This window comes from Phenylobacterium sp. (assembly GCF_036263695.1).
In the GTDB taxonomy this organism is placed as follows: Bacteria; Pseudomonadota; Alphaproteobacteria; order Caulobacterales; family Caulobacteraceae; genus Phenylobacterium.
On the sequence record NZ_DATAGM010000371.1, the window covers coordinates 1 to 12791 of the forward strand.

At 69.2% G+C, this 12791-nt stretch carries 15 protein-coding genes; 7 read left to right on the plus strand and 8 right to left on the minus strand.

The genetic code is table 11. From position 1 onward, the window contains the following. Positions 1-503 (minus strand): ATP-binding cassette domain-containing protein (locus VHK87_RS15080; RefSeq protein WP_329635712.1); only part of this gene is annotated, 503 nt, incomplete at its 3' end. Between the two features lie 92 nt (positions 504-595). Here VHK87_RS15080 and VHK87_RS15085 point away from each other — a divergent pair. Further along, positions 596-1108, plus strand: a complete 513-nt coding sequence (locus VHK87_RS15085) for an HAD family hydrolase (protein WP_329635713.1) — start codon at positions 596-598, stop codon at positions 1106-1108. 189 nt (positions 1109-1297) lie between these two features. Here VHK87_RS15085 and VHK87_RS15090 read toward each other — a convergent pair whose 3' ends face one another. The 3 genes from VHK87_RS15090 to VHK87_RS15100 all read right to left on the minus strand — a co-directional run bounded on the left by VHK87_RS15090 (position 1298) and on the right by VHK87_RS15100 (position 4609). Beyond that, positions 1298-2917: a cisplatin damage response ATP-dependent DNA ligase gene (locus tag VHK87_RS15090; protein WP_329635714.1), complete on the minus strand. Its 1620-nt coding sequence runs from the start codon at positions 2915-2917 to the stop codon at positions 1298-1300. 116 nt (positions 2918-3033) lie between these two features. Further along, the gene (locus tag VHK87_RS15095; RefSeq protein ID WP_329635715.1) at positions 3034-4047 is read right to left on the minus strand and encodes a ligase-associated DNA damage response exonuclease; all 1014 of its coding nucleotides are present in this window, start codon (positions 4045-4047) and stop codon (positions 3034-3036) included. Positions 4048-4315: 268 nt separating this feature from the next. Beyond that, positions 4316-4609, minus strand: a complete 294-nt coding sequence (locus VHK87_RS15100) for a hypothetical protein (RefSeq protein WP_329635716.1) — start codon at positions 4607-4609, stop codon at positions 4316-4318. A 233-nt stretch (positions 4610-4842) separates the two neighbouring features. On the opposite strand from VHK87_RS15100, the gene VHK87_RS15105 reads away from it, so the two are divergent. The 3 genes from VHK87_RS15105 (at position 4843) to VHK87_RS15115 (ending at position 6139) form a co-directional block, all read left to right on the plus strand. Then, positions 4843-5160, plus strand: a complete 318-nt coding sequence (locus VHK87_RS15105; RefSeq protein WP_329635717.1) for a UrcA family protein — start codon at positions 4843-4845, stop codon at positions 5158-5160. A 125-nt stretch (positions 5161-5285) separates the two neighbouring features. Beyond that, positions 5286-5726, plus strand: coding sequence for a PaaI family thioesterase (locus VHK87_RS15110; protein WP_329635718.1), 441 nt, complete (start codon positions 5286-5288; stop codon positions 5724-5726). Continuing rightward, positions 5723-6139 (plus strand): PaaI family thioesterase, encoded by a 417-nt coding sequence (locus tag VHK87_RS15115; protein ID WP_329635719.1) that lies wholly within the window; start codon positions 5723-5725, stop codon positions 6137-6139. Before VHK87_RS15110 ends, VHK87_RS15115 begins: the two co-directional genes overlap by 4 nt. 4 nt (positions 6140-6143) lie before the next feature. Here the strand turns inward: VHK87_RS15115 and VHK87_RS15120 are convergent, their stop codons facing one another. Continuing rightward, complete coding sequence (locus tag VHK87_RS15120) at positions 6144-6527, minus strand: hypothetical protein (protein WP_329635720.1); 384 nt, start codon at positions 6525-6527, stop codon at positions 6144-6146. Between the two features lie 93 nt (positions 6528-6620). On the opposite strand from VHK87_RS15120, the gene VHK87_RS15125 reads away from it, so the two are divergent. Then, positions 6621-8306 (plus strand): lysine--tRNA ligase, encoded by a 1686-nt coding sequence (locus VHK87_RS15125; RefSeq protein ID WP_329635721.1) that lies wholly within the window; start codon positions 6621-6623, stop codon positions 8304-8306. A 92-nt stretch (positions 8307-8398) separates the two neighbouring features. Here the strand turns inward: VHK87_RS15125 and VHK87_RS15130 are convergent, their stop codons facing one another. From VHK87_RS15130 to VHK87_RS15140, 3 genes are all read right to left on the minus strand, one after another. Then, positions 8399-10030, minus strand: coding sequence for a M3 family oligoendopeptidase (locus VHK87_RS15130; protein ID WP_329635722.1), 1632 nt, complete (start codon positions 10028-10030; stop codon positions 8399-8401). Further along, positions 9997-10245, minus strand: coding sequence for a hypothetical protein (locus tag VHK87_RS15135; RefSeq protein WP_329635723.1), 249 nt, complete (start codon positions 10243-10245; stop codon positions 9997-9999). Before VHK87_RS15135 ends, VHK87_RS15130 begins: the two co-directional genes overlap by 34 nt. Positions 10246-10376: 131 nt before the next feature. Next, positions 10377-11150 (minus strand): hypothetical protein, encoded by a 774-nt coding sequence (locus VHK87_RS15140; protein WP_329635724.1) that lies wholly within the window; start codon positions 11148-11150, stop codon positions 10377-10379. Between the two features lie 178 nt (positions 11151-11328). On the opposite strand from VHK87_RS15140, the gene VHK87_RS15145 reads away from it, so the two are divergent. Both VHK87_RS15145 and VHK87_RS15150 read left to right on the plus strand, forming a co-directional pair. Then, entirely contained in the window at positions 11329-11763 is a 435-nt protein-coding gene (locus VHK87_RS15145) for a hypothetical protein (RefSeq protein ID WP_329635725.1), read from the plus strand. Continuing rightward, the coding region (locus VHK87_RS15150) for a zinc-dependent alcohol dehydrogenase (RefSeq protein WP_329635726.1) at positions 11763-12791 on the plus strand (1029 nt) is incomplete at its 3' end. The genes VHK87_RS15145 and VHK87_RS15150, both read left to right, overlap by 1 nt.

Consider the following 12791-nt stretch of genomic DNA (forward strand, 5'->3'; position numbering starts at 1 on the left):
ATCATCACCCGCTGGCGCATGCCGCCGGAAAGTTCGTGCGGATACTGGCGCATGCGCCGGGCGGCCTCGGGGATGCGGACATGCTCCAGCCATTCCCGGGCCCGCTTCTCCGCGTCGGCGCCGGAGAGGCCCAGGTGCAGCCGCAGCGGCTCGGCGATCTGCTCGCTGATCCGCACGTGCGGCGTGAGCGCAGTCAGCGGGTCCTGGAAGATCATGGTCATCTTCGAGCCGCGGATCTTGTTCAGCTCGGTGGGCTTCAGCGCCAGCAGCTCCTTGCCCTGGAAGGTCGCCGAGCCGGAGGCGCGACCGTTCTGGGCCAGCAGGCCCATCACCGCCATGAAGGTCTGACTCTTGCCGGACCCGCTCTCGCCCACCACGCCCAGGGTCTCGCCGCGCCCGACCTGCAGGGACACCCCGCGGACGGCGTTGACGACGCCGTCATGGGTCTTGAAGTCGACCTTCAGGTCCTTCAGCTCGAGCACGGGGGTGGAACGGGGAGCCAAAGGCCTCTCCTGACGCTTTACGGAACCGCGCCGACCATAGCGGCGCATTCCGGGCGGCGAAATGGCCCCGCGATTCTGCTTATACAGGCGCCGTGACCGATCAGCTCCGCCCCACCCTGTTCCTCGACCGCGACGGCGTCCTCAACGAGGACCTGGGCTACGTCAGCCGCTGGGAGGACTTCCGCTTCATCCCCGGCGCGGCGCGGGCCGTGCGCGCGGCGAACGAGGCCGGCTGGCTGGTGATCGTGGTGACCAACCAGTCGGGCATCGGCCGCGGCTACTACACCGAAGCCGACATGGTCGCCCTGCACGAGAAGATGGCCGCCGCCCTCGCCGAAGAGGGCGCCCGCATCGACGCCATCTACCACTGTCCGCACCACCCGGAGGCCAAGGTGGAGGCCTACCGCCACCCCGACCCGCCGCTGCGGAAGCCCAACCCGGGCATGCTGCTGCAGGCCATGGAGGACTTTCCCGTCGACGTCGCCCGCTCGCTGATGGTCGGCGACAAGGACGCCGACGTGGAGGCGGCCCGCCGGGCCGGTGTGCGGGGGCTGAAGTTCGAGGGCGGGGATCTGTGGGCGTTTCTGGAAGGCGAGATCAGCTAGCGCCTCCTCTCCCCCGAGGCGCAGCCCGAGGGGAGAGGGTTGGGAGAGGGGCGGAGCGGCGGCCGAACCCGCACCGGATGGTCGAACCTTGCGGCAGGTCGATCGGACGCCCGCGCAGCGGCGAGGCCGCTCCACCCCTCTCCTCAATCCTCTCCCCTCGCCCTTCGGGTCGGGGGAGAGGAGGCTTGGTCAACGAGCCTCCAACCTCTCGAGCATCCGCTCCAGCGTGGAAAGCTCGTCCGCCTCGCCGGGCGGTTTGTCCCAGCGGATGCGGCTGATCCTGGGAAATCGCATGGCGACGCCGCTCTTGTGGCGGGTGGAGCGCTGCAGGCCTTCAAAGGCCACCTCGAGGACGAGGCCGGCGTGGGGCTCGGCTTTCACGGCGCGGACCGGCCCAAAGCGCTCGGTGGTGTTGTCGCGGACGAACTTGTCGAGCTGCAGCAGCTCCTGGTCGGTGAAGCCGAAGTAGGCCTTGCCCACGGGGGTCAGCATGCGGCCCCCGTCCGGCCCCTCGCACCAGACGCCGAAGGTGTAGTCGGAGTAGTAGCTGGACCGCTTTCCGTGGCCGCGCTGTGCGTACATCAGCACCGCGTCGATCAGGAACGGGTCCCGCTTCCACTTGAACCAGGGGCCCTTCGGCCGCCCGGCCTCATAGATGGAATCCCAGCGCTTGAGCATCAGCCCCTCGGCGATCTCCGGATCGCCCGGCGGGGGGCTGGCGCGCAGGTCGGCGAGTTCGCCCCAGGTCTCGAAGGGCTGCAGGGGCGACAGGTCGATGCGCGCTGAGCCGAGCCGGCCAACGAACGCCTCCAGCCGCTTGCGCCGCTCGCCGAACGGCAGCGGCCGCACGTCGTCGGCGCCGTCGGCAAGCAGGTCGTAGGCGCGGATCGCGGCGGGGTAGGCCGCCATCAGCTTGCCGTCGACGCTCTTGCGGTTCAGCCGCTGCTGCAGGTCGGCGAAGGGGGCGACCTTGCCGTCCCGCACCACCAGCAGCTCGCCGTCCAGCACGCCCTCGTAGTTCAGGCTCTCCAGCACGTCTGGGAAGGTGCGGGAGATGTCGTCGCCGGTGCGGGTGTAGAGCCTGCGGATGCCGGCCTCGGAGACCGCCTGCACGCGGATGCCGTCCCATTTCCACTCGGCCGCGTAGTCGGCTGCATCGAGCTTGCCGAAGTCGACTTCCTCGTCGATCGCCTGGGCCAGCATCACCGGCCGGAAGCGCCCGGGCGAGATGGCGCTTGGCCGGTCCGAGCGGCCCTCCAGCCAAGCGAACAGATCCTCGTACGGGGGGTGCAGGGCGTGCCAGACCTCCTCGACCTCGGAGACGGGCACAGGCCCCAGGTCCGCCGCGGCCTGCTTGGCCAGGCGCGCCGAGAAGCCGACCCGCAGCTCGCCGGTCATCAGCTTCAGCAGCGCCCAGCGGGAGGTGGGCTCCAGCGCGTCCAGCCAGCCCTCGATCAGCCGCTGGACCTCGGCCCGTGAAGCCGAGCGCAGCGCCTCGACCACCTCCGACAGCTCCGGCTCGCGGTTGGCGCCCGGCCGCTGCGGCCAGACCAGGGCGACGGTTTCGGCGAGGTCGCCCACATAGTCGTAGGACCAGCGGAACAGGATCGGGTCCATCCGCTCCTCCACCGCCTTGCGGATGAAGGCCGGCTTGGCGGCGTGGAACACCAGCTCGCCCGTCAGCGCCGCCAGCCCCCACCCGCGGTCAGGATCGGGCGTCGCCGCCAGATAGTCCCGCACCAGGGTCAGCTTGGCGTTGCGCGAGCCCGTCAGCGACAGGCGGTCGAGCAGGTCGGCGAAGGCGCGCATGTCCTTACCTTACCGTCATCCCGGCCGCAGCGTAGCGAGGAGCCGGGACCCAGGGGCCGCGCGCTCTGGGTCCCGGATGAGGCCGCTTCGCGGCTCTCCGGGATGACGTTTGGTGCTCAATCGTCGTCTTCTTCCTCGTAGCCGACCAGCGCCAGGGCGCGGGCGGGCACGCCGTGCAGTTCGGCCCAGCGGGCGAGGGCTTCCTCGCGGCCGTGGGTGATCCACAGCTCGCCCGGGCGGATTTCGTCAATCGTCGCAGTGAGCTCGTCCCAGTCGGCGTGGTCGGAGATGACCAGCGGCAGCTCGACGCCGCGCTGGCGCGCGCGGGCGCGGACCCGCATCCAGCCGGAGGCGAAGGCGGCGACGGGGTCGGGGAAGCGGCGGCTCCAGCGGTCGGCCAGGGCGCCGGGCGGGGCGACGATGATCTGGCCGGCGAAGTCGGCCTTCTTGGCGCCGGTGGTGGCCGGCTCCAACGGGCCGAGGTCGACCCCCTGGTCCTGGTAGAGGCGGTTGAGCCGCTCCAGGGCGCCGTGGACATAGATGGGCGCCTCCCAGCCCGCCTCGCGCAGCAGCGCGATGATCCGTTGGGCCTTGCCGAGGGCGTAGGCGCCGACGATGTGGCTGCGCTCGGGGAACTGGCGCACCGAACGCAGCAACCGGCGGATCTCCTCCGCATCGTCCGGGTGGCGGAAGACCGGCAGGCCGAAGGTCGCCTCCGAGATGAAAACGTCGCACGGGACCGGCTCGAAGGCCGCGCACGTCGGATCGCGGCGGCGCTTGTAGTCGCCGGACACGACCATAGTCAGCCCCTTCCAGCGCACCACCGCCTGGGCCGAGCCGAGCACGTGGCCGGCCGGGACCAGGGTCACCTCCACGTCGTCGCGGGCCACCGCCTCGCCGTACGGAGCGGCCTGCCGGGATTCGGCGAAGCCCTCGCCGTAGCGCTCGGCCATGATGTCGAGGGTCTCGGGCGTCGCCAGCACGGAGCCGTGGCCCGCGCGGGCGTGGTCGGAATGGCCGTGGGTGATGACCGCCCGGGCCACCGGCCGGACCGGGTCGATGTAGAAGTCGCCAGGGGCGCAGTAGAGCCCCTCAGGTTTCGGACAGAGCAGATCCTGGGGCCGGATCACGGCGCAAAGGCGAGACTGGCCCGCATTACCAAGTGTTCAGGTTGTGAATTCGCGGTCATGAACCAGACTTAACGGGTATTCACCATCCTGTCGAACTATACCGCCACCCAGACGGACGCAACATCGCGTCGCGAAAGAGATCGCGGAGAGTTCCATATGACGAATACTGCTTTTCCCCTCGCCGGCCTGGCCAACATCGCCCTCGCCCTGACGCCCCTCGTGGCGGTCGTCATGGCCATCGCCACCGGCGCCCTGGTGGCCGTTTGAGCTACTGGGCCGGAGCGGGCGCAGGCGTGGACGGCGTAGCATCAACGGCTCCCGGCGAGCCGCCTGCGCTGCCCACCTGGGGCGTCGGCGCCACCGCCGGCTGCGATCCATCGGCAGGAACTATTCCTGTCGCTCCGGCGTCCGGCGCGGTCATCGCAGCATTGGCGTCGCGCGGCGCACTGGTGTCCGGCATCGCCGCGCCGACCTTCGAGCCCTGAGGCTCGCCTTCGCTGCTGCCAGGTGTGCACGCCGCGAGGCCCAGCGCCGCGGCCGCACCGATCAGAACCATCTTCATCACAGTATCATCTCCTGCGGACGTCAGCGCCGCTCTGGCGCAGAACGCGCACACGCCGCGCAACGGTTCCGCGGCGCTGCGCAACCGTTGCAGGCAAGGGACGCAAATCGCGGCGGCGCCGTGCGCAGGCCGACGCCATGACGCTGCACCTGCACGCATTCCCCCCGCCGCCCTACACCCCTGACATCGCGCCGCCCCACGAGAAGACGGCGCAGGAAAAGGGAGAGAAGGCAATGAAGCGCATCATCGTGATCACCTCGGCCGTCCTGCTGCTGGCGCCGAACCTGGCCAAGGCCGCCGAGGAGTCCATGGTCGTCCGGCTGGGCGACCTGAACATCGCCACCGAGCCGGGCGCCCAGTCGGCGCTGCGCCGCATCCGCCTGGCCGCCGACCGCTTCTGCGGCGGCGACGGCGACCGGTCGATGCGGGTGCAGATGGCGGTCCGCGCCTGCCGGGGCGAGATGGTCGACAAGGCCGTGGCCCAGCTGGACGCTCCGAGCGTCACCGCCCTCCACCGGGGCGAGAGCACGATCCAGCTGGCGCGCCGCTAGCGGTTTGGGGCTGGGGGGCTCCCGCCCGAGGGACCCCCTCTCCAGGGGCGGAGAGGGGGCTTTCCCTACGCAGATGACGCGGGGTCTGCGTTGACGCGCCCAGCAGCCCGGCCTTAAGCCGTCACATGGCCGCCACCCCACAGCTTCCCGCCGCCGCCATCGCCGAGCACATGATCCGCAACGTGCCCCATGGGGCGGCGCTGGGCATGGAGGTGGTCTCGGTCAGCGACGACTGCGGCTCGCTGCGGGTGCCCTGGCGCGAGGACCTGGTCGGGGACGCTGAGACCGGGGTGATCGCCGGCGGCGTCGTGACCGCCCTGCTCGACCACTGCTGCGGCTTGGCGATCAAGGCCGCGCGCGGCGACACCTCGATGACCGCCACGCTTGACCTGCGGATCGACTACCTGCGCCCCGCCGAGCCGCGGGCCGGGATCACCGCCGAGGCCCACTGTTACAAGCTGACCCGCTCGGTGGCCTTCGTGCGGGCGCAGGCCTGGGACGTCACGCCGGACGATCCAGTGGCCACCGCCCAGGCGGCCTTCATGCTGTCGGGAGCGCCGGCGTGAGCGAAGCGGCGGCCGAGCGGCTGCAGGCCTACCTGACGCGGACGCCCTACGCCCGGTTCATCGGTTTGCGGGCGGAACTGGCGGGCGACGAGATGACGGCCATCCTGCCGTTCGCGCCGCATATCGTCGGCAACACCTTTCTTCCGGCGCTGCACGGCGGCGTGGTCGGGGCGATGATGGAGATGACGGCGCTTGCCCAGCTCGCCCTGGCGCAGAAGACGTCCCGGCCGGCCAAGACCATCGACATCACCATCGAATACCTGCGCCCCGCGCGGGCGCTGACCACCTACGCCCGGGCCGACGTGCGCAAAGTCGGCCGACGCGTCGCCAACGTCCACGTCGAAGCCTGGCAGGAGGAGCGGCAGAATCCGGTGGCCGCGTTGCGCGGGCACTTCCTGGTGAGTGAAACCTAGAGCGTTACGCCGCCGCCGCTTCGTTCTCGCGCTTGTTGATCATCGAGCGGGCGGCGAGCGCCAGGTCGATGATGGTGATCACGCCGACGACCGCCGCGACGGCGGCGGCCACCGCCCGGCGGGGATTGTCGCGCTTCACCGCCCCGCCGAGGGCGGCCAGGTCCATGACGTCGCCGCCGACGCGCATCCACAGCCACGGGCCGGGCTCGACCGGCGAGAGCAGGCCGGAGCCGGCGGCGATCTCGCGGGCCCCGAAGGCGCTCATCATCCCCGGATCGGCGTCCAGGCCGATCATCCGCGCCAGCCGCTGGGGCGCAACGCAGGCGGCCAGGCCAATGCCGATCGAAAGGACGCCCAGGGCGCGCTTGGCGATGAGAAGGCGGTTCATGAGGTGATCCCAGGCAAGCTCCGCTGCGAATGACGCGAAGCGCCGCCGTTGGTTCCGCTTGTGAAGCCACGGCGATGACGCTACTCGCCGCCCATGCTTCAGGGACTTTCCCATCAGGCCCGCGAGGCCAAGAGTTGGCCCTTCGCCGAAGCGCGCAGCCTGCTCGCCCGCATCCTGCGCCTGCGCCTCTCGGACGCCGAGCGCGACCTGGCCGCCAGCCTGATCAACGAGGGCAAGGCCTACGAGGCGGTGAGGACTTTCCCGGCGCTCGCCAGGCCGGTCGTGCTGCAATGCGGCTACGGCGCCTCGGGCCTTCCGCACCTGGGCACCTTCCTCGAGGTCTCGCGCCCATCCACAGTGCGCACCGCCTTTCGGGCGCTGACGGAGGACGCGATCCCGACGCGGCTCATCGTGTTCTCCGACGACATGGACGGGCTGAGGAAGGTTCCAGGCAACGTGCCGAACCCGCACCTCCTGGAGCAGGATCTGAACAAGCCGGTGACCCGGGTGCGAGACCCGTTCGGTGAGCACGAGAGCTTCGGCGCCCACAACAACGCCCGGCTGCTCGCCTTCCTCGACAGCTTTGGCTTCGAATACGAGTTCATGTCGGCCACGGAGTGCTACACCTCCGGCCGGTTCGATCCGGTGCTGCTTCGGGCGCTGGAGCGGTTCGACGACATTCAGAAGATCATGCTGCCGACTCTCGGCGAGGAGCGGCGGGCGACCTATTCGCCCTTCCTGCCGATCAGCCCCAAGACCGGGCGGGTGCTGCAGGTCCCGACGCTGGAGCGCCATCTCGAGCGCGGCACCATCGTGTTCCGCGACGAGGACGGCGAACTCACCGAGGTCCCGGTCACCGGCGGGGGCGTGAAGATGCAGTGGCGGCCGGACTGGGCGCTGCGATGGACCGCACTCGAAGTTGACTATGAGATGAGCGGCAAGGACCTGATCGACTCGGTCAAGGTGTCCACCCAGGTGTGCAAGGTTCTCGGCGGCGTCCCGCCGGAGACTTTCCACTTCGAGCTCTTCATGGACGAAAATAACCAGAAGATCTCCAAGTCCAAGGGCAACGGGCTGACCATGGAGGAGTGGCTGCGCTACGGCGCGCCCGAGAGCCTGGCTTACTACCTGTACCAGTCGCCGAAGTCCGCCAAGCGGCTTTACTTCGACGTCATCCCCAAGGCGGCCGACGAATATCTGCAGCAGCTCGACGCGCTGATCCGCAAGCGCGCCGAAGGCGACAACTCGGCCCAGATCGACAACCCGGCCTGGCACGTCCACCGCGGGAACCCGCCGGACAAGGGTTCGCCCGTGTCCTTCTCGCTGCTGCTCAACCTGGTCAGCGCCGGCGACGCCTCCACCAAGGAGATCCTCTGGGGCTTCCTGTCGCGCTACCTGCCGGGGGCCACCCCGCAGAGTGAGCCGCTGCTCGACCGCCTGGCCGGCTACGCCATCAACTACTACGAGGACTTCGTCCGGCCGGCGAAGAGGTTCCGCGGTCCGACCGAGCAGGAACGCGCCGCCATGCAGGACCTGGTCCGGCGGCTGAAGGCCCTGCCCGCCGGCTGCCAGGACGCGGAAGCGATCCAGAACGAGGTCTACGAGGCCGGCAAGACCGCCGGCTTCGAGCCCCTGCGCGCCTGGTTCCAGGCCCTCTACGAGGTGCTCCTCGGCCAGAGCCAGGGCCCGCGCTTCGGCTCCTTCGTGGCGATCTTCGGGATCGAGCGGACCGTGGCGCTGATCGAGCAGGCCTTGGCCGGCGAGCTGGTGGCCGGCTGAGGCCGGCGGTGACTGGTTGCGCCGCCCGCGGCGCTACCTGTCACCATCCCCGGGGTGGGTGACAGGTAGTGCTTCGCGCAACCAGTCACGCGTCAGGCCATCAGCGCTTCCATCTGGTCCAGGGTCTTGGCGAACCGCGAGACCAGGGCCTGGTAGGGGGCCGGGGTCGCCAGGTCGGCGCCGTTGCGCTTGAGGACCTCGTAACCGTAGTCGGAGCCGCCGGCCTTCAGGACGCCGAGGTAGGCCTGGGCCGCCTTGGCGCCGACCGTGCGGATCTGCTCGGCGAAGTAGGTCGCCGCGGTGACGCTGGTGGCGTACTGGAAGACGTAGAAGTTGAAGTAGAAGTGTTGGATGTAGGCCCACTCGGTCGCGTAGGCCGGGTCGATGACCACGTTGGGGCCGTGGTATTTCTTGAGCAGGTCCAGGTACATGGCCGTGAGCCGCTCGCCCGAGAGCGCCTCGCCCGTTTCGGCCGACTCGTGGATGGCCAGCTCGAACTCGGCGAACATGGTCTGGCGGTAGAAGGTGCCGCGGAAGGTCTCGCACAGCTTGTCGAGGTAGTAGAGCTTCTCGGCGTTCGACTTGGCCTGCTTGAACATCAGATCGAACAGCAGCGCCTCGTTGACCGTCGAGGCGACCTCGGCCGTGAAGGTGGGGTAGTTGGCGGTCTCGTAGGGCTGGTTTTTGTTGGACAGCACCGTGTGGATCGCGTGGCCCCACTCGTGGGCGTAGGTGGTCAGGCCCTCGTAGTCGTCGGTGTGGTTGAGCAGCACGTACGGGTGGACGTCGTAGGCGCCGCCGTTGACATAGGCGCCGGAGCGCTTGCCCTTTTGGGGATAGGCGTGGGTCCAGCGGGCGGCGGTTCCGCGGGAGAGTTCCTGGACGTACTCGGACCCCAGCGGCTTCACCGCCTCCAGGGTCAGCTTGCGCGACTCCTCCAGGGTGAACACCCGGTCCAGCTTCGTGGTGGGCGGATAGATGTCGTAGTAGTGCATGTCCGGCAGGCCGAGCAGCCGGCGGCGGATATCGAAGTAGCGGTGCAGCACCGGCAACCCGCGGTTCGCCTCGGCGACCAGGGTCCGGTAGACGCTGGTCGGGATGTTGGGCGGGCCGAGCGCCGCCTCGAGGGCCGAGCCGTAGTTGCGGGCCTTGGCTTGGAAGATGTCGGCGCGGATCTGGGTCGAGAGGTTGGCGCCCAAGGTGCTGCCGTAGGCCTTGTAGGTCCCGAACATCAGGTCGAACACCTGCTTGCGCTCCGCCCGGATCGGAGACTGGCGGGCGATGGTGTAGCCCTGGTTGTCGAGCCGGATCTTGCCGCGGCCCTGGAGGGTGATCTCCGGCCAGGGGATGTCGGACAGCACCAGCTGGTTGCGGATCTCGTTCACGCCGGAGATCGGGTCGATGGCCAGGGCCAGCACCTTCTCGCCTTCCGGCGTCAAGATGTGCGGCGCGCGGCGGAACAGGTCGGTGAGCTGGAATCGGAAATTCTTCAGGCCGGGCTCGGCGGCCACGAAGCCCATCACCTTCTCCTGGCCGACGGTCAGCAGCTCCGGCTCCATCCAGGCGACGGCTTCGGCGAACTGGGCGTAGACGGCGGTCGCCTGCTGGCGCCGTTCCTGGTCGGCGGCGATCTGCAGGTTCTCGTCCGCCTTGAGGCCGGCGTAAACGAACATCCGGTTGAGCCGCCGGTTCAGGTCCGAAACCGCCTGCAGGGCCGCGCGCAACGAGGCGGCGCTCTCGCCGAGCTTGCCCTTGTGGGCCGAGAGCCCCGGCAGGGGGCGACGATGGCGTTCTTCTCCGCCTCCCAGGCCGCCAGGGTCGGGTAGAGCTCGGTGAGGTCCCAGACCACCGGCTCGCGCTCCTGCGCGCGGGCCAGGGCGGGGACCAGGGCCGCCGCGGCGGCGAGCGCCAGGGCGGAGCGGCGGGTGAGGTCGGTCATGCAAAGCCTGTGATGCGCTCGAGTTCAGGCTTTGCAGTACACCGTGCGCGCCTCTGTCGGAAAGCGACTCAGAAGCTCACACGGCGGAGCGAAGCCCGGGCGCCGGGGCTGACGGCGCCCGGGCCCGCCCATCAGAAGAACGAGTCGAAGCTCGAACTCAGATGAGACGTCAGTTTGCTGACGAACACGTCGGCTCTGTCCTGAATAGCCTCGCGCAGGGCGTCACCCTTCGCCTGCGCGAATTCCCGGAAAGCTTCACCTCGGGAGATCTGCTCGAAGTCCCCGATCGCCACCGGCAGGACCAGCTTGTAGCCCGCCGTCCCGTTCACCTCACCTCCGGTGCCGACGCCGTCGCTGGCGGGCGTGGACATGCCGTGGATGACGAAGTGATAGTTCTGAAGGTTCGCCTGCGCGTTCAGCATATCGGCAGGCAGCTGGAAGGTTTCCATGAACCGGATTTCGCCGTCTGGGGCGAGCGGGAAACCTGCGAAGTCGCCTTCGTGGCTGTGCCCGTTGTCGCCGCCGCTGCCGTCGGCGTGGTTCAGCTTCACGTTCAGCAGGATGCCGCCATAGTCCGGCACCCCTTCAAGCAGCTCGATGTAGCCGTCCTTGTCGGTGTCGTCCCTCAGGTCCGGGATCCTAGCGTCCCGCCCGTCGGTGAAACCGTGCACGTGCATCAGGTGCACCTGATTTTCTTCCAGCCCATCGGCGGTGACGATCAGCGTCAGCTTGTCGGTGTCGTCGTCGAAGAACGCCAGCACCTCCCCCTCGACCCCCGAACCGTTCAGGTCGTCGATCTTCGCGCGGAAGAATTTGTCGGCCTGTCGGAAGGGCGCGTCCTGCAGGGTTGAGAAAAAGCTGTCGCCCGAGCCGAAGCCGAACTTGGATTCGCTGCCGAAAGCCATGGCGTTTCCGTCCTTTCGTTGAGAAGGCCGCCCGCTCGGCCATCCCGGCCGCCGGCGCCTCCAGACGAGCTACGGAGCGGACGCAGCCGCGGATGCAGACGCGACTCACCAAATCCGCCGTCCGGCGGAACGGCCCCGCCGATCTGCAGGTTGAGCCCCCCAAAGGAGCCCGATGCGCATGAAAGTTCATCTCGACCGGGTGAGGGCCAAGCCGGCCGTCACGCCCCTCGTCTCCGGCGGACTGGGCTGGTTTAGCATCGCCCTCGGCGTCAGTGAGATCGCCGCGGCCGGCCCCATAGCCCGAGCGCTCGGCCTGCCGCCGGCCGCCGCCTGGCTGATCCGCGCCTTCGGGGCGCGGGAGATCGCCACCGGCGTCGGCGTGCTGTCCGCGCCCGCCAATCCGCAGTGGCTGATGGCCCGGGTCGGCGGGGACGCGCTGGACCTGGCGGCGCTGGCGGTCGCGATGCGGTACGACAATCCGAAGCGGAAGACGGCCATGGCCGCGACCGCCGCCGTGGCCGGCGTTACCGCCATCGACGCCATCGCCAGCGGCCGGCTGGCGCGGCTGAAGAATTCCTCGAGCGGGCAGAAGTATCTGAAGGAGGCGGCGTGATGCGGGCCATCACCTGGCAAGGCAAGAAGGACATCCGCTGCGAGGAAGTGCCTGAACCCGAGATCGAAGAAGCGCGGGACGCGATCATCAAGGTCACCAGCTGCGCCATCTGCGGCTCGGACCTGCACCTGATGAACGGCTTCATCCCCTCCATGTGCAAGGGCGACGTGCTCGGCCACGAGTTCATGGGCGAGGTGGTGGAGATCGGCAGCCAAGTCGTGCGGCTGAAGATCGGCGACAAGGTCGTCGTGCCCTTCACCATCTGGTGCGGCGAGTGCGAGCAGTGCGCGCGGGGCAACTACTCGGTCTGCCAGAACTCCAACCGCAACGCCGAGCTGGCGGCGAAATTCTACGGCTACACGACCGCGGGCCTGTTCGGGTACTCGGCGATCACCGGCGGCTACGCCGGCGGCCAGGCCGAGTTCGTCCGCGTGCCTTATGCCGACAACGGTCCCATCGTCGTGCCGAAGGACGTCTCGGACGAGCAGGTGCTGTTCCTCGGCGACATCCTGCCCACTGGCTGGCAGGCGGCGGCGCAGGCGGAGATCAAGCCCGGCGACACGGTCGCCGTCTGGGGCGCGGGACCCGTGGGCCTGTTCGCGATCCAGAGCGCCAGAATCCGGGGCGCCGAGAAGATCATCGCCATCGAGAAGCAGCCGGAGCGGATGGCCATGGCCCGCCGGGCCGGCGCGACGGACGTGATCGACTACTCGAAGGAGAACGTCCTCGAGGCCCTGAAGGAGCTGACCGGCGGCCAGGGGCCGGAGAAGTGCATCGACGCCGTCGGCATCGAGGCCGATGGCGGGGATGTGCTGCACACCCTGTTCGACCGGGCGCTGACGGCGATGAAATTCGAGACCGAGCGGCCGATCGCCCTGCGGGAGGCGATCATGGCCTGCCAACCGGGCGGGATCGTTTCGATCCCAGGCGTGTACGGCGGCATCCCCGCCTTCCTGCCGTTCGGCGCCGCCTTCCAGAAAGGCCTGACCCTGCGCATGGGCCAGACCCACGTGAACCGCTGGGCCGAC